We start from the raw sequence: 17579 nt of genomic DNA on the forward strand, positions 1-17579 counted from the left end.
CAATCGGGTGAACGGTGGTCCGGCTCCCTGGGTTTGCGCTATACTCGCCGCCCTTTTTTGACTCACCTGCCAGGCGATTTCCCATGACCCACCAGGCCGCCGAAGTCGCGAAACGCCGCACTTTCGCCATTATTTCCCACCCCGATGCCGGTAAAACCACCATCACCGAAAAGCTCCTGCTGATGGGCAAGGCGATCGCAGTGGCCGGCACGGTGAAATCCCGCAAGTCTGATCGCCATGCCACCTCCGACTGGATGGAGATGGAGAAGCAACGGGGTATTTCCATTACCACGTCGGTCATGCAGTTCCCCTATCGCGACCACATGATCAACCTGCTCGACACCCCGGGCCACGAAGACTTCTCCGAAGACACCTACCGCACCTTGACCGCGGTGGACTCGGCCTTGATGGTCCTCGACGGTGGTAAGGGCGTCGAGCCCCGCACCATCGCCCTGATGGACGTGTGCCGCCTGCGTGACACGCCGATCGTCAGCTTTATCAACAAACTCGACCGCGACATCCGCGACCCGATCGAACTGCTGGATGAAATCGAAGCCGTCCTGAAGATCAAGGCCGCGCCGATCACCTGGCCGATTGGCTGCTACCGCGACTTCAAGGGCGTGTACCACCTGGCCGACGACTACATCATTGTCTACACCGCTGGCCACGGTCACGAACGCACCGATGTGAAGATCATCGAGAAACTCGACTCCGATGAGGCCCGCGCCCACCTGGGTGACGAGTACGACCGCTTCGTCGATCAACTGGAACTGGTGCAGGGCGCCTGCCATGAGTTCAACCAGCAGGAATTCCTCGACGGGCAACTGACCCCGGTGTTCTTCGGTACCGCCCTGGGCAACTTCGGCGTCGACCACGTACTGGATGCGGTGGTCAACTGGGCACCGAAACCACTGGCGCGGGTTGCCAACGAACGGACCGTGGAGCCGGTTGAAGAGAAATTCAGCGGTTTCGTGTTCAAGATCCAGGCGAACATGGACCCCAAGCACCGCGACCGTATCGCCTTTATGCGTATCTGCTCCGGCAAATACGAAAAAGGTATGAAGATGCGCCACGTACGCACCGGCAAGGACGTGCGTATCGGCGACGCCCTGACGTTCTTCTCCTCGGAGCGTGAGCAGTTGGAAGAGGCGTTTGCCGGCGACATCATCGGCCTGCACAACCACGGCACCATCCAGATCGGTGACACCTTCACCGAAGGCGAAGCGCTGGGCTTCACCGGCATCCCGCACTTCGCCCCGGAACTGTTCCGCCGCGTACGCCTGCGCGACCCGCTCAAGTCCAAGCAACTGCGCCAGGGCTTGCAGCAGTTGGCGGAAGAGGGCGCCACCCAGGTGTTCTTCCCCGAGCGCAGCAACGACATCATCCTCGGCGCCGTGGGTGTGCTGCAGTTCGATGTGGTGGCCAGCCGCTTGAAAGAGGAATACAAGGTCGAATGCTCCTACGAGCCGATCACCGTGTACTCCGCGCGCTGGATTGATTGCAGCGACAAGAAGAAGCTCGAAGAGTTTTCCAACAAGGCCGTGGAAAACCTCGCCATCGACGGCGGCGGTCACCTGACCTACCTGGCGCCGACGCGGGTCAACCTGGCGCTGATGGAAGAGCGCTGGCCGGATGTGAAATTCCGGGCGACGCGCGAGCATCACTAAGGGTTAGCGGTACGAAAAAAGGCGAAGCTGTGATGGCTTCGCCTTTTTATTTGGCGGTAGATTATTAGGTGTTGGGCCCAACTTTAAGTTGTTTCAGGCTTAGATCAGCCCCCGCTCTTAGGGTTTCAACTTGTGCGGCTATTGCATCTTTGACAATTGCTTCGCCCACGTCAGTGATTTCCTGATTTTTTATATAGTTCACACTCAAGAACAATAGGTGCATGGCAACATCCATCGCACTTTGAAAAGACAGCAGTGTATTGTTATTCCCTAGTTCATCGACCACTCTTTCCCAGCGCCGGTCAGACTCGACCTGCAAGGCCTTGAACTCCGCCAGCGACACGTCGCCGTCCTCGTAGATATCAGACAGCAGCTTTTCCAGGGATTTTGAAATGTCTCGCATGACAGCCCTCGCAAAGAATATAAGAAGTTGCAGCGGGCGGACTTTATTCTTTGCGCGTGGCGTTGCGCAATTGCGGAAACATAGAGGTTACAAGTTACAGAAAGTTAGTCTGTGAGGCGGGGATTGGTGCTGTTTTTAATGTCGGACTTGTCGTTGGTTTTATCGCGAATAGGCGGTAATTACGTGCGTCAGAATGACCATTAAAAAAGCTCCGCCAGGCATGCCGGGCGGAGCAGAGATACAGGCGCAGGTAACTGGCCTTAGAACGAAGCCGTCACCGACGCAAAATACGCCCGACCCGGTTCGTTGTACGTCTGGGCGCCCGCATCATCAGCATTGCCTTTGCGATACAGGCGCTTGTCCAGCAGGTTTTCGATGCCCACGCGTACGCTCAGGTTCTTGTTGAACTCGTAGCCGCTGCTCAAGCCCATCAAGCCGTACGGGTCCACGTCCTGCTGGGCGCTGCGATCATAGTTGCTGGCGCTGCGCGAGTTGAGGGTTGGCGACTCCTGCTTGCCGTAGTAGGTGCCGCTGACCTGGAACGACAGCTTGTCGGTGGCCTGCCAGTCCAGCGTGGTGTTGACCGTGTACTTGGGAATGACGCTCAGCGGCTCGCCGGTGTCCTTGTCCTTGGAGTCGATCATGTAGGTCAGGTTGGTGTTCCAGTCCAGGTCGTCGCGCAAGCTCATGAACAGGTTGCCCTCGACCCCCTGCACCAGCGCGGCGCCGCTGTTTTCCCATTCCAGCACACGGCGCCCGCCGTCCAGGCGGTAGGCGGCGGTGTTGCTGGCGTTGATTTTGTTCTTGTAGTCATTACGGAAGTAAGTCGCGCTGGTGCGCCAGGTGCCTTTGTCATAGGCCAGGCCAATTTCCTTGTTGACGCTGATTTCCGGTTTCAGGTCCGGGTTGCCCACCAGGTAGCAGCCACCGGAGTTGGTTTCGCCGGCGTTGCAGCCGTTGCCACGGCTGTACAGCAAGTAGTTGGGGTTGGACTGGTACAGGTTGGGCGTCTTGTAGGCCCGGGCAATCCCGCCCTTGAGGCTCAGTTCATCGGTCAACTGGTGCGAGGCGTTGAGGCTCGGGCTCCAGTTGCCGCCGTATTCTTCATGATCGTCGTAGCGCAGGCCGGGGGTGATGATGGTCTTGCTGCCGACTTCGATGTTGTCCTCGGCGAACAGCGCGTAGCTCGAGGCCGTGGTCTTGGTGCTGCTGCGGCTCATCCCCGGAATGCTCGGCACGCCGCCGGTGCCTGGGTCGTAGCTTTGTGGGCGCAGCGAGCCTGGGTCGTTCATCGACTCGTAGAGGTATTCGCTGCCCAGGGTCAGCACCTGCTCGGTGCCGAAACTCAGGGGCAGGTTGACCTCGGCGGTGGCCCGGGTGTTGCGCAGGCGCGATTCGAAACGGCCAGCGGTGGCGGAGGGTGCGCCCTCGCCGGAGCCGGCCAGGCCTTCGTTGAGGCGTGCGTTGCGGGTCAGGTCGTGGCTCAGGGAGGCCAGGGTCGAGCCCCAGTCGAACTCGCCACGGTGGGTGGCGGAGAAACTACTGCGCTGGATCACGCTGGTTTCTTTGCCGACCAGGCTGTTAACGAACACGCCGCCGCCGTTAAGCATGGTGTCGCCGGCGAAGATATTGCCCTGGCGGCTGTAGCTGGCTTCCAGGTCCAGGGTTTGCTCAGGGGTGAATTGCCAACTGAGCAAGCCGTTGACGTCTTTGTTGCGCACACCCTCGCGGCCGGCAACCAGCGAGTCGGCGGTGGCCTGTTCAGCCTGGTTGATGGTGGAGTCGTCGGCATCGGTCTTGTTCAGGCCGCCATACACCCGGAACGCCAGGGTATCGCTCAGCGGCCCGCTGAGGTTGAAGTTGGTGCGCTTGCTCATGCCTTCGGCATCGTCTTCGGGCAGCGACACGTAAGTGGTCAGCGAGCCGTGCAACTGGTCGGTGGGGCGCTTGGTGATGATGTTGATCACCCCGCCCATGGCCCCGGAGCCGTAGCGCGCGGCGGCCGGGCCGCGCAGGATTTCAATGCGTTCGACTTCCTCGGCCGGTACCCAGTTGGTTTCGCCACGGGTATCACGGTCGCCGCTCCAGCCGTAGCGCACGGCATTGCGCGAGGTCGACGGCTTGCCATCGATCAGGATCAGGGTGTTTTCCGGGCCCATGCCGCGCAGGTCGATCTGGCGGTTGTTGCCACGGCTGCCGCTGGAACTGTTGCCGCTCAGGTTGACGCCGGGTTCACGGCGGATGATGTCCGACAGATCGTTGGTGGGTGGGCGTTTCTTGATGTCTTCGGCGGTGATGATCGACACGCCGGGTGCCTGCTTGAGCTCTTCGGCGGCGGTGCCCAGGATGCGCGTTTCGCTCAGCTCCAGGGCCTGGGAGGTGCCATCGACGGGCAGGTCGCTAGCTTCTACCGGCACTTTGTCGCGCTCTCTTTCCAGGGTGTCCGCCAGCAGCGCAGGGGATGAAAGGGCGGCGATAAACGCCAGGGAGAAGTGGCTGAGCCTGAATCGAGGTGACATGTCCGCAAAATCCTTTATGAAAGGTGGCAACTGAGCGAGATGCACCAGAATTGCCTTCCAGCAGGATTCGGCGCGCTCTACGCGCCGGAATGCTAGTCATTATCAAATACAAGTAAATATCATTTACAATTTTTACACTTAGCTAAAAACAAAAAAGCCCCTCCCGCCAGACTGATGCGCAATCTGGCGGGAGAGGCTGTACAACGCTGTATTGCCCTGTGGCAGCGGGCTTGTGTGGGAGCGGGCTTGCCCGCGATGCAGGCACCTTGCACTGTCAGTTAAACCGCGCTGATGCTATCGCGGGCAAGCCCGCTCCCACACAAGCCCACCCCTCCAGGGGGTTAGGCGACGAACTGCTCCGCGTGATGGCAAGCCACCTGGCGGTTGTCCAGTTCGCGCAGCAGCGGTTCTTCACTGCTGCAGCGCTCGGTCGCGTACGGGCAGCGCTTGTGGAAGGCGCAGCCGGACGGCGGGTTCAGCGGGTTGGGTAACTCACCGACGATCTTGATCTTCGGCTTGTTCGGGTCCGGGTGAATGGTCGGGGTGGCCGACAGCAACGCCTGGGTATAAGGGTGCAGCGGGCGCTCGTAGATGTCGTTCTTCGCGCCCATTTCCACCGGGCGGCCGAGGTACATCACCATCACGTGGTCGGCAACGTGTTGCACCACCGCCAGGTTGTGGGAGATGAACACATACGCGGTGTTGTACTGCTGCTGCAGGTCCATGAACAGGTTGAGCACCTGGGCCTGGATCGACACGTCCAGCGCCGAGGTCGGTTCATCCGCCACCAGCACCTTGGGTTGCAGCATCATCGCGCGGGCCAGGGCGATCCGCTGGCGCTGGCCCCCGGAGAACATGTGCGGGTAGCGCTGATAATGCTCAGGGCGCAGGCCCACCTGCTTCATCATCGCCTGGACCTTTTCACGGCGCTCGGCGGCGGACAGATTGGTGTTGATCAGCAGCGGCTCGCCCAGTTGATCGCCGACTTTCTGCCGTGGGTTCAACGAGGCGTAGGGGCTCTGGAACACCATCTGCACGTCTTTGCGCAGTTGCTTGCGCTGGGCCTTGTCGGCGCCGGCGACTTCCTGGCCGGCGATTTTCAAGGAGCCGGACGACGGCTCTTCAATCAGCGTCAGCGCGCGGGCCAGGGTGGATTTGCCGCACCCGGACTCACCCACCACGGCGAGGGTCTTGCCGGCTTCCAGTTCGAACGACACGCCATTGAGGGCGCGCACGGTGGCGTGGCCCTTGAACAGGCCACGGGACACTTCGTAGTGACGGGTCAGGTCGCGGGCGGTAAGAACGACGGCCATTACGCCACCTCCTGGTTCAAGGGGTAGAAGCAGCGCACAAGGCTGTGGGCTTGCGGGTCCAGGGTCGGACGGGTCTGGCGGCAGCTGTCTTGCACATACGGGCAGCGTGGCGACAGCAGGCAGCCTTGCGGGCGGTCATAACGGCCGGGGACGATGCCCGGCAGCGTCGACAGACGCGCAGCGCCCATGCTGTGTTCCGGGATCGCGGCCAGCAATGCCTCGCTGTACGGGTGCGCCGGTACGTCGAACAGGCCGGGCACCTGGCCGACTTCCACCGCTTGGCCGGCGTACATCACGCACACGCGCTGGGCGGTTTCGGCCACTACCGCGAGGTCGTGGGTGATCAGCACCAGGCCCATGTTCTGCTCTTTTTGCAGGGCCAGCAGCAGCTCCATGATCTGCGCCTGGATGGTCACGTCCAGGGCCGTGGTCGGCTCGTCGGCGATCAGCAGTTTTGGCTCGCCGGCAATCGCCATGGCAATTGCCACACGCTGGCTCATGCCGCCGGACAGCTGGTGCGGGTAGGCATCCATGCGGCTGGAAGCGCCTGGGATCTCGACCTTTTCCAGCAGTTCGATGGCACGTTTGCGTGCTTGCTTGCCGGACATCTTCAGGTGCAGGCGCAGTACTTCTTCAATCTGGAAACCCACGGTGTAGCTGGGGTTCAGCGCGGTCATCGGGTCCTGGAACACCATCGCCAGGTCTTTGCCGACGATCTGCCGGCGCTGGCGGTTGCTCAGCTTGAGCATGTCCTTGCCGTCGAAAGTCAGGGAGTCGGCGGTGACGATGCCGGGATGCTCGATCAGGCCCATCAGCGCCATCATGGTCACGGATTTACCCGAACCCGACTCGCCAACGATGGCCAGTACTTCGCCTTTGTCCACGGCCAGATCGAGGCCATCGACCACCGGCACAGCGGTTTTGTCGCCGAAGCGCACATTGAGATTCTTGATTTCTAGCAGTGACATGGGAATCTCCTCACGCGGCATTCTTGAGTTTCGGGTCCAGCGCATCGCGCAGTCCGTCGCCCATCAGGTTGATTGCCAGCACGCTGAGCAAAATGGTCAAGCCAGGCAGGCTTACAACCCACCAGGCGCGTTCGATGTAGTCACGGGCCGAAGCCAGCATGGTGCCCCACTCAGGCGTCGGCGGTTGCACGCCAAGGCCGAGGAAGCCCAGGGCGGCGGCATCGAGAATCGCCGAGGAGAAGCTCAAGGTGGCCTGCACGATCAATGGCGCCATGCAGTTGGGCAGCACGGTGACGAACATCAGGCGCGGCAGGCCGGCACCGGCCAGGCGCGCGGCGGTCACGTAGTCACGGTTGAGCTCGCCCATCACCGCCGCGCGGGTCAGGCGCACGTAGGACGGCAGCGACACAATGGCAATCGCGATCACGGTGTTGATCAGGCCAGGGCCGAGGATGGCGACAATCGCCACGGCCAGCAGCAGCGAGGGCAGGGCCAGCATGATGTCCATCAGACGCATGATGGTCGGGCCGAGTAAGCGCGGGAAGAACCCGGCGAACAGGCCCAGCAGGATCCCCGGGATCAGCGACATCACCACCGACGACAAACCGATCAGCAATGACAGGCGCGAGCCCTGGATCAGGCGCGACAGCAAGTCACGGCCCAGTTCGTCGGTGCCCAGCAAAAACTGCATCTGCCCGCCCTCCAGCCACGACGGCGGGGTCAGCAGGAAGTCGCGGTATTGCTCGCTGGGGTTATGGGGCGCGACCCAGGGGGCGAAAATCGCGCAGAACACGATCAGCAACATAAACAGCAGGCCGGCAACCGCGCCCTTGTTCTTGGAGAAGGCTTGCCAGAATTCTTTGTACGGCGACGGGTACAGCAGGCTCTGATCGACTGCTGACACTTGAGTTGGTGTGGTCATGGTCATGGTCTCAGCGCTGGTGACGGATGCGTGGGTTGGCGAAGCCGTAGAGGATATCCACCACGAAATTCACCAGGATCACCAGGCAGGCGATCAGCAGGATGCCGTTTTGCACCACCGGGTAGTCCCGCGCGCCAATGGCTTCGATCAGCCATTTGCCGATGCCGGGCCAGGAGAAGATGGTCTCGGTCAAGACCGCACCGGCCAGCAGCGTGCCGACTTGCAGGCCGACCACGGTCAGCACCGGGATCAGCGCGTTACGCAGGCCGTGCACGAACACCACGCGCGCCGGCGACAGGCCCTTGGCCTTGGCGGTGCGGATGTAGTCTTCGCGCAGGACTTCAAGCATCGAGGAGCGGGTCATCCGCGCAATCACTGCCAGCGGGATGGTGCCGAGCACGATGGCCGGCAGGATCAGGTGATGCAGTGCATCCCAGAACGCGTCCGGTTCGTCGGCCAGCAGGGTGTCGATCAGCATGAAGCCGGTGCGTGGCTCGATGTCGTAGAGCAGGTCGATACGCCCGGAAACCGGGGTCCAGCCCAGGCTTACCGAGAAGAACATGATCAGGATCAGGCCCCACCAGAAGATCGGCATCGAATATCCCGCCAGGGAGATGCCCATCACCCCATGGTCGAACAGGGATCCTCGCTTGAGTGCCGCGATCACCCCGGCCAATAGCCCGAGGATGCCGGCGAACAACAGGGCGGCCATGGACAGTTCCAGGGTCGCGGGGAACAGGGCGCTGAACTCGGTCCACACGCTGGTGCGGGTACGCAGGGATTCGCCGAGGTCGCCTTGGGCGAGCTTGCCGACGTAGTCCAGGTATTGCGCATACAAGGGTTTGTTCAAGCCAAGGCGTTCCATTGCCTGGGCGTGCATCTCGGGGTCAACCCGCCTTTCGCCCATCATGACTTCTACGGGGTCGCCAGGGATCATGCGAATCAACGCAAAGGTCAGCAGCGTGATGCCGAAGAATGTGGGGATCAATAACCCCAATCGGCGGGCAATAAAACTAAACATCGTGTTGTGTACCTCAATCAGCCGGTTAGGCAGGTCCGGCCCCGTCAACGTCGACGGGGCCGGGCGTCTCTTATTACTTCACCTGGGTGGTGGCGAAGTTATTGTTGGTCAGGGGGCTTTGGGTATAACCCTCGACGTTCTTGCGCATGGCAGTGAACATTTTCGGGTAAGCCATGGGGATCCACGGTTGGTCCTTGTCGAAAACGTCCAGCGCTTGTTCATAGAGTGTGGCGCGCGCGGCGGGTTCAGCCACGGCGCGGGCCTTGTCGATCAGGCCCTGAAACTCTTCGTTACACCAGCGGGCGTAGTTTTCGCCGTTTTTCGCTGCATCGCAACTCAGGTTCGGCGTGAGGAAGTTGTCTGGGTCGCCGTTGTCCCCGGCCCAGCCGGCGGAAACCATGTCGTGCTCGCCGGCTTTGGCGCGCTTGAGCATCTCGCCCCACTCCATGACCTTGATATTGACCTTGAGGCCAATCTGCGCCAGATCCGCCTGCATGCGCTGGGCGCCGAGCATCGGGTTGGGGTTGGTCGGGCCGCCGCCGTTGCGGGTGAACAGGCTGAACTCGGTGCCTTCCGGCACGCCGGCTTCCTTGAGCAGGGCACGGGCCTTGTCCAGGTCGCGGGCCGGGTTTTTCAGCTTGTCGTTGAAGCCTAGCAGGGTCGGCGGGTACGGGCCGGTGGCGTCGATGGCATTGCCTTTGCCGTACAGGGATTCGTTATAGCCATGTTTGTCGAACGCGATGTTGATTGCGTGGCGTACCCGCGCGTCGCTCATGTACTTGTGGGTGGTGTTCATGGCGGTGTAGGCGGTGGTCATCGCCGCCAGTTCCGCGACCTTCAGGTTTGGATCGGCCTTGATGCTGGGCAGGTCGTCAGGCTTGGGATACAGGGCGATCTGGCACTCATTGGCCTTGAGCTTTTGCAGGCGCACGTTGTTATCCACCGCGATGGCGAGGATCAGCGGGTCGGCGGGCGGCTTGCCACGGAAGTATTCCGGGTTGGCCTTGAAGCGCACCTGGGCGTCCTTCTGGTAGCGGGTAAAGATGAACGGGCCGGTGCCGATCGGCTTGCTGTTGAGCTCGCCGGTCTTGTTGGCGGCCAGCAGCTTGTCGGCGTACTCGGCAGAGTGGATGGCGGTGAAGGGCATCGCGACATCGGCCAGGAACGGAGCTTCAGGGCGGGTCAGGGTGAAGACCACGGTGTGGTCATCGGTCTTCTCGACGCTTTTGAGCAGTTCCTTGAAACCCATGCTTTCGAAATAGGGGAAGCCGGTGGTGGACTTGTTGTGCCACGGGTGTTTGGGGTCCAGTTGGCGCTGGAAGCTCCAGAGCACGTCGTCGGCATTCAGGTTGCGCGTGGGCTTGAAGTAGTCGGTGGTGTGGAACTTGACGTCATCTCGCAGGTGGAAGGTATAGGTCAGGCCGTCCTCGCTGATGTCCCACGATTTGGCGAGTGCGGGTTGGATTTCAGTGGTGCCGGGCTTGAAGTCCACCAGGCGGTTGAACATGGTTTCGGCGGCGGCATCGGCGGTGACGGCCGTGGTGTACAGGACCGGGTCGAAGCCTTCCGGACTGGCTTCGGTGCAGACCACCAGGGGTTTGGCCGATACGCCGATAGCGACGCTTAATAGCGCAGCGGCAACGGCAGCTTGTAGCGGGAGCATTTTCATTCAGAGCCCTCTGCAATCGATGGGACCAGGCAAGCGTAGACGGCGGGCTCGTCCTGAGCCCGCCGTCTACCTGGTGCGATTTAAAGAATGTTGAACGGGACGGTGGTAACCAGACGGAATTCTTTGACGCTGCCGTCAAACTGGTTGGCGCTGCCACGGTGTTCGACGTAGGTGGCACGAATCGCGGTGGCCTTGAGCGGGCCGCTCTGGACCGCGTATGCCGCGCCCACGCCGTATTCCTGGTGTTTTTCGCCGTCCTGGGTCTCGATGCCGGTGTAGGCGTAGGCGCCGTTGCTGTTCCCCGTGTAGTGGGTACCGTCGATGCCCCAGCCGCGTGCGGAGTAGATGTTGAACTTCAGGCCCGGCACGCCGTATTCGGCCATGTTGATGGCGTAGGCGACCTGGAAGGATTTCTCGTTCGGGCCGTTGAAGTCCGACGTCAGGGAGTTGGCCAGGTAGATGCCGTTGGTTTCGTGCAGGTAGTCGAAGTACTCGTTACCGTTCACTTGCTGGTAGGAGAAGGTCAGGCTGTGAGCCTGGTGAGCCAATCCAAGGGACAGGGAGTAGGTATCGTTGTCGATCTCCCCCATCAGTTTTTTGCCTTCATCGACGGTCTTGTAATAGTTCAGGCCGGTGGTCAAGGCCAGGACTTGGCTGTCACCCAGCTGGTGGGTTGCACCGAAGTAGTACTGGTTCCAGAAGTCCTTGACGTTGGCGCCGAAGAAGCTGGTTTTCAGGCTCTCGAACGGCTGGTAGTTGGCGCCCAGGGTGTAGACCTTGTCGGTTGTCGCACTGTTGGCGCCTTGTTGGCTGTACTCGCTGCGGAACTTCGACAGGCTCTGTTCGGAACGTGGGGAGACGCGGTCAAACACGCCGCCCTGGAACGACAGGTTGCTGAACTCTTCGCTGTTGAAGCTCACACCCTGGAAGCTCGATGGCAGGGGACGGTTGCCGATGGTATCGACGATGCCGCTGCTGAAGTTCTGGCGACCGGCCGTCAAGGTGGTGTTGGAGACACGGAACTGCACGTTGGCCAGGCCCAGTTTGCTCCACTGGTCTACGGCATTACCGTCAGAGTCAGCCAAGGTACGGTTAGAGCCGCCCTTGATATCGCGTTTGCTGCGGTCCAGAACCAGAGCGTTGTACACCGCTACTTCGGTCTTGACGCCAACAGTGCCCTGGGTGAACCCCGAGCTGGCGTTGAGGATGGTGCCCTGGATCCAGTTGGTACGGTTGCGGTCGGTCTTCGCCACACCGTGCTCTTTGTATTTGAACTTGCCACCACGGTACAGGCTCTCGTGGGAGTACCAGTTACGCGTGGTGCCGCCCAGGCTGAAATCTTCGATAAAGCCCTTGGCCTCGCTTTGGGCGCTGGCACTGGCCAGCGTGGTCGGCACGAATTGCTGGCTTGCAGGTTCGGCGTAAGCGGTGGCGGTGATGCTGCTGATGGCCATGGCCAGTAGCACTTTGCTGCTCAATTTCATGGGTGGAGCTCCTTTGGTTCTCTTTTTTTTATGCCGGCCTTATTGGGTGAACCGGCTATTGGGTGTGTAACTCTTCAAGCATTTGCAAACGTTTGCTGTAGGAGATTTCGCGAATTACAGCTACACGTTTGCGACAGGGCCAACGTGGCCCTGCGCATCCGGTTATTTTTTTATGGGGTGATACTGACGCCCGAGAACACGTTGCGGCCGAAGGGGCTCACTTTGAAACCTTCGACCTTGGTGCTTAACGGCTGGTTGACCGTCGAGTGGGCGACAGGCGTGATCGGCACCTGCTGTTTGAGCAGTTGCTGCGCCTGTTTGTACAGAACAGTCCTTTGTTCACGGTCGGTGACGACCTTGGCTTGCTTGATCAGCTTGTCGTACGCCGGGTCACACCACATCGAGTAGTTGTTCCCGCCGATGGCGTCGCAGCTGTAGAGGGTGCCCAGCCAGTTGTCCGGGTCGCCGTTGTCGCCGGTCCAGCCGATCAGGCTGATATCGTGCTCGCCGTTCTTGATGCGCTTGATGTACTCGCCCCACTCATAGCTGACGATCTTGACCTTGAGGCCGATCTTGGCCCAGTCGCTTTGCAGCATCTCGGCCATCAGCTTGGCGTTGGGGTTGTACGGGCGCTGGACGGGCATGGCCCACAGGGTGATCTCGGTGCCTTCCTTGACGCCGGCAGCCTTGAGCAATTCCTTGGCTTTTTCCGGGTTGTAGGCGCTGTCCTTGATGGTGTCGTCATAGGACCACTGGGTTGGCGGCATACCGTTGACCGCCAGTTGCCCCGCGCCCTGGTATACGGCATTGAGAATGCTCTGCTTGTTCACCGCCATGTCCAGGGCCTGGCGCACTTCGAGCTGGTCGAAGGGCTTGTGTCGCACGTTGTAGGCGATGTAGCCGAGGTTGAAGCCGGGCTTGGTCAGCAGTTGCAGGTTCGGGTCGGCCTTGAGGGCGTCGACGTCGGCGGGGCGTGGATGCAGGGTGACCTGGCATTCGTTGGCCTTGAGCTTCTGCACGCGCACCGAGGCGTCGGTGTTGATGGCGAAAATCAGCTGGTCGAGCTTGACCTTGCTCGGGTCCCAGTAGTGTTTGTTGCCGGCGAAACGGATCTGCGAATCCTTCTGGTAACGCTGGAACACGAACGGCCCGGTGCCGATCGGCTTCTGGTTGATATCGCTGGGTTTGCCGGCCTTGAGCAGTTGCTCGGCATATTCGGCCGAGAGGATCGCGGCGAAGCTCATGGCGATGTTCTGGATAAACGCGGCGTCGACCGTGTTCAGGGTCATCACCACGGTGTGCGGGTCGGTTTTCTCGACCTTGGCGATGTTCTTGTTCAGGCTCATCCCGTTGAAGTACGGGAACTCGGTGGGGTAGGCCTTGCGAAACGGGTGGTCGGGGTCAAGCATGCGATTGAAGGTGAATAGCACGTCATCGGCGTTGAAATCCCGTGTTGGCTTGAATTCCTTGTTGCTGTGGAACTTCACCCCTTCGCGCAAGTGGAAGGTGTAGGTCAGGCCGTCTGGCGAAATATCCCACTTAGTAGCCAGCCCTGGTACGACGCCGGTTTCACCCTTTTCGAACTCAACCAGGCGGTTGTAGATCGGTTCGGCCGCATCGTTGTCGGTGGCGGTGGTGTATTGCGCGGTGTCGAACCCGGCCGGGCTGCCTTCGGAGCAGAACACCAGGCTTTTCTTCTCGGCAGCCTGGCCTATCGAGGCGACGGCCAACAGGCCGGTGCCAAATATCGCGGATAGAACGGTGGTATGGCGCATGACTGTCCCCCAATCCATGTTTATCGTTTTCGTCAGTGAACAGTCGCCACGCCTTACCTGGCTTGGCGAAAGCACTGCTCCCATCCACAGCAAATGCCGTATCGGAACTACGCGTTTGCCTACCTCGACGTTAGGGAACGAGGGCAGGGCAGTAAATGCGCAGAACCGGACAGACCGTGTAGGTATCGGACGGAACCTGCGCAGTTAGCTGCTGTAGGACGGCAGCCTCTGCGAAAGTAGTTCGATTCCTAGGATCTTGGCGGATGCAATAACGGCGACGTTATGAAACGTCGCCGTCAAAGATCACTACTTGCTGACGCTCACCCCGTAGAAGGAATTCAAGCCAAATGGGCTGATCTTGAAGTCCTGCACGTTGGAACGCATGGGTTGATACACCGTCGAGTGCGCGATAGGTGTCATGGGGACTGCATCTTTGAGGACGTGTTGCGCCTGTTTATACAGTTCGGTGCGCTTGGCGACGTCCGAGGTGGCCTTGGCTTCTTTTACGATGCCGTCGAATTTCTTGTCACACCATTTGGAGAAGTTGTTGCCGGACAGGGAGTCGCAGCCGAACAGCACGTTCAGCCAGTTGTCCGGGTCACCGTTATCACCGCTCCAGCCGATGATCATGGCCTGGTTCTCGCCGCCCTTGGAGCGCTTGATGTACTCACCCCACTCGTAGCTGACGATGTTGACCTTCAAGCCGATCTGCTTCCAGTCGTTTTGCAGCATCTCGGCCATCAGCTTGGCGTTGGGGTTGTACGGACGCTGGACGGGCATGGCCCACAAGGTGATCTCGGTGCCTTCCTTGACGCCGGCTTGCTTGAGCAGTTCCTTGGCCTTGGCCACGTCGTGCGGGACGTCCTTGATGGTCTCGTCATAGGACCACTGGGTCGGCGGCATGGCGTTGACCGCCAGTTGGCCTGCGCCCTGGTATACCGAGTCGATGATCTGCTGCTTGTTGACCGACATGTCCAGGGCTTGGCGCACGCGCAGGTCGGCCAATGGGTTGGCAGCAGTCTGGCCCTTGAGCACAGGCATGACGTTGTAGGCGATATAGCCCAGGTTGAAACCGGCCTGGTGCGGCAGTTTCAAAGTCTTGTCCTCGCCCAGTGCCTTGAGGTCGGCCGGACGTGGGAACAAGGTCACCTGGCATTCGTTCTTCTTGAGCTTCTGGATACGCACCGATGGGTCGGTGGTGATGGCGAAGATCAGGTTATCGATCTTCACGTCTTCAGGCTTCCAGTAGTCCTTGTTGCCGGTGTAGCGGATGTTGGAGTCTTTCTGGTAGCTCTTGAACACGAACGGACCAGTGCCGACCGGCTTCTGGTTGATGTCCTGGGGCTTGCCTTCCTTCAACAGTTGGGCGGCGTACTCAGCCGACTGTAGCGAGGCGAAGCTCATGGCCAGGTTTTGGATAAACGCGGCGTCCACGGTGCCAAGGGTGAACTTGACGGTGTGGTCGTCGATTTTCTCGATGTTCTTGATGTTGGTGTCCATCCCCATGTCCGTGAAGTACGGGAACTCGGTGGGGTAGGCCTTACGGAATGGATCGTCTTTATTGATCATCCGGTTGAAGGTGAAGAGGACGTCGTCGGCGTTGAATTCACGAGTTGGCTTGAAGTACGGCGTGGTGTGGAACTTGACCCCTTCGCGCAGGTGGAAGGTGTAGGTCAGGCCGTCTTCGGAAACGTCCCAACTGGTGGCCAGGCCAGGAATCACGGCGGTGCCGCCGCGTTCGAACTGGCTGAGCCGGTTGAACATGGTTTCGGCCGAAGCATCGAAGTCTGTTCCGGTGGTGTACTGGCCTGGGTCGAAACCCGCCGGGCTCCCTTCGGAGCAGAACACCAGATTAGTCGCCGCCTGGGCGAAAGGTGCAGCGGCCATTAAACCGGCGCTGACTAAAAACGGAATGACTGCGTGTTTAAGCATGTTGGCCTCATGATTTGTTGTCATTTTTGGAATTGAGGGCGACCTCGTGAGTCGGCCTGCGGATACTTATGCAGGCCCCATACCCATTGCAAGACGTTGAGAGGCTACAACTGCCAAAGAGTGGTACGAACGTACAGGAATGTCGCATTCATGTAATTTTCGACACGAAACTGTATTTTCGAGGGCTTTTTTCGGTGCGTGGAGTGCACCGAATAAGCCCAACCGAGGTGTCTGGCGCACCCGGTTGGGGCATGGTTGTTACTTATTCAGACTTACGCCGTAGAACGGTGTCAGGCCAAACGGGCTGATCTTGAAGTCATGGACTTCCTTGCGCAGCGGCTGGAAAACCGTCGAGTTCGCAATAGGCGTTATAGGTACTTGATCCTTAAGTATTTTTTGCGCCTGCTGATACCACTTGATGCGTTGGTCACGGTCACTGCTGAGCTTGGCCTTCTGCACCAGTTGGTCGTACTGCGGGTTACACCATTTTGCATAGTTGCTGCCCTTGACCGCGGCACAACTGTAGAGCACGCCCAGCCAGTTATCCGGGTCGCCGTTGTCGCCGGTCCAGCCGTAGATCATCACATCGTGCTCGCCGTTTTTTGCGCGCTTGATGTACTCGCCCCACTCATAGCTGACGATATTGGCAGTGATCCCGACTTTGGCCCAATCCTGCTGGATCATCTGCGCCGACATTCGCGCGTTGGGATTGGAGGCGCGCTGCACAGTCATCGCCCACAGATTGATGGTGGTACCTGGTGCAACCCCTGCTTCTTTTAGTAGCGCCCGGGCCTTGGCAGGGTCGTGCGGTGCGTCCTTGATGCTGGGGTCATAAGACCACTGGGCCGGCGGCAGTGCGTTCTGCGCCAATTGCCCGGCACTTTGGTACACCGCCTGGATAATCGCCGGCTTATCGATGGCCATGTCCAGGGCCTGGCGCACCTTGAGCTGGTCCAGCGGCGGATGGGTCACGTTGTAGGCCAGGAAGCCCAGGTTGAAGCCCGCCTGCTGCAGCACACGCAGGTTTGGATCCTGCTTCATCACCTCGATATCCGAGGGGCGCGGATAGCCGCTGACCTGGCATTCGCCGGCCTTGAGCTTTTGCAGGCGCGACGCGGCGTCCGGGGTGATCGCAAATACCAGGCTGTCGAGTTTCACATCCTCAGGCTTCCAATAGTCTTTATTGGCGACGTAGCGAATCTGCGAGTCCTTCTGGTAGCGCTTGAACACAAACGGCCCGGTGCCGATCGGTTTCTGGTTGATATCGGCGGCCTTGCCGTCTTTAAGCAACTGCGCCGCGTACTCGGCCGATTGCACGGATGCAAAGCTCATGGCCAGGTTCTGTACGAAAGCGGCATCGACGTTATTGAGGTTGAAGCGCACGCTTTGCTCGTCGAGCTTTTCCACACTTTTGATCGTGGTGTTCAGGCCCATATCGGTGAAGTACGGCGACTCGGACGGGTAGGCCTGGCGGAATGGATGGTTGGCGTCCAGCAGGCGCTGGAAAGTGAACAGCACATCGTCGGCATTGAAGTCGCGGGTCGGGGTGAAGTACTCGGTGCTGTGGAACTTGACCCCGTCGCGCAGGTGAAAGGTGTAGGCCAGGCCGTCCTTGGACACCTCCCAACGGGTCGCCAGGCCCGGCTCGACTTCGGTCCCGCCGCGCTTGAACTGGGTCAGGCGGTTGAACACGGTTTCGGCCGAGGCATCAAAATCGGTGCCGCTGGTGTACTGGCTTGGATCGAACCCGGCGGGGCTGGCTTCGGAGCAGTAGACCAGGGTGCTTGCCGCCTGGGCCGTGGGCATGCACGCCAGCAGGCTGGCAGCGAGAAGGAGCGGCTTGAAGACAGTTCTATCCATGGTGACCCCTGAGATGGCAGGTAAACAACGGCCAAAAAAAACGGCG

Annotated in this window: 12 protein-coding genes; 1 reads left to right on the plus strand and 11 read right to left on the minus strand. The window is 60.1% G+C overall.

What is annotated here, in order from left to right; translation table 11 throughout:
- Positions 1–83: 83 nt before the first annotated feature.
- On the plus strand, positions 84–1667 hold the full coding sequence (locus tag HBO11_RS10335; protein WP_169950969.1) for a peptide chain release factor 3: 1584 nt from the start codon (positions 84–86) through the stop codon (positions 1665–1667).
- A gap of 64 nt (positions 1668–1731) precedes the next feature.
- On the opposite strand, the gene HBO11_RS10340 is transcribed toward HBO11_RS10335, so the two are convergent.
- From HBO11_RS10340 to HBO11_RS10390, 11 genes are all read right to left on the minus strand, one after another.
- Complete coding sequence (locus tag HBO11_RS10340) at positions 1732–2070, minus strand: hypothetical protein (protein WP_169950967.1); 339 nt, start codon at positions 2068–2070, stop codon at positions 1732–1734.
- Positions 2071–2330: 260 nt separating this feature from the next.
- A complete protein-coding gene (locus HBO11_RS10345) occupies positions 2331–4589 on the minus strand; it encodes a TonB-dependent siderophore receptor (protein WP_169950965.1) in 2259 nt (752 codons plus the stop codon).
- A gap of 341 nt (positions 4590–4930) precedes the next feature.
- A complete protein-coding gene (locus tag HBO11_RS10350; protein WP_057958423.1) occupies positions 4931–5902 on the minus strand; it encodes a peptide ABC transporter ATP-binding protein in 972 nt (323 codons plus the stop codon).
- Entirely contained in the window at positions 5902–6870 is a 969-nt protein-coding gene (locus HBO11_RS10355) for an ABC transporter ATP-binding protein (RefSeq protein WP_169950963.1), read from the minus strand. The genes HBO11_RS10350 and HBO11_RS10355 overlap by 1 nt, the downstream gene beginning before the upstream one ends.
- 10 nt (positions 6871–6880) lie before the next feature.
- Positions 6881–7792 carry an ABC transporter permease subunit gene (locus HBO11_RS10360; protein WP_169950961.1) on the minus strand — a complete coding sequence of 304 codons (912 nt, stop codon included), beginning with the start codon at positions 7790–7792 and terminating at the stop codon, positions 6881–6883.
- Positions 7793–7802: 10 nt separating this feature from the next.
- Positions 7803–8813: an ABC transporter permease subunit gene (locus HBO11_RS10365; protein WP_032860135.1), complete on the minus strand. Its 1011-nt coding sequence runs from the start codon at positions 8811–8813 to the stop codon at positions 7803–7805.
- 73 nt (positions 8814–8886) lie between these two features.
- Positions 8887–10482 (minus strand): ABC transporter substrate-binding protein, encoded by a 1596-nt coding sequence (locus HBO11_RS10370; protein WP_169950960.1) that lies wholly within the window; start codon positions 10480–10482, stop codon positions 8887–8889.
- 80 nt (positions 10483–10562) lie between these two features.
- Positions 10563–11966, minus strand: a complete 1404-nt coding sequence (locus HBO11_RS10375) for an OprD family outer membrane porin (protein ID WP_169950959.1) — start codon at positions 11964–11966, stop codon at positions 10563–10565.
- A gap of 170 nt (positions 11967–12136) precedes the next feature.
- Positions 12137–13741, minus strand: coding sequence for an ABC transporter substrate-binding protein (locus HBO11_RS10380; protein ID WP_169950958.1), 1605 nt, complete (start codon positions 13739–13741; stop codon positions 12137–12139).
- 306 nt (positions 13742–14047) lie between these two features.
- Positions 14048–15673 carry an ABC transporter substrate-binding protein gene (locus HBO11_RS10385; protein WP_169950957.1) on the minus strand — a complete coding sequence of 542 codons (1626 nt, stop codon included), beginning with the start codon at positions 15671–15673 and terminating at the stop codon, positions 14048–14050.
- 258 nt (positions 15674–15931) lie between these two features.
- Positions 15932–17533, minus strand: coding sequence for an ABC transporter substrate-binding protein (locus HBO11_RS10390; protein WP_169950956.1), 1602 nt, complete (start codon positions 17531–17533; stop codon positions 15932–15934).
- Positions 17534–17579: the final 46 nt, after the last annotated feature.

Origin of the sequence: Pseudomonas sp. WS 5010, assembly GCF_012985565.1 — a bacterium.
Lineage (GTDB): Bacteria > Pseudomonadota > Gammaproteobacteria > Pseudomonadales > Pseudomonadaceae > Aquipseudomonas.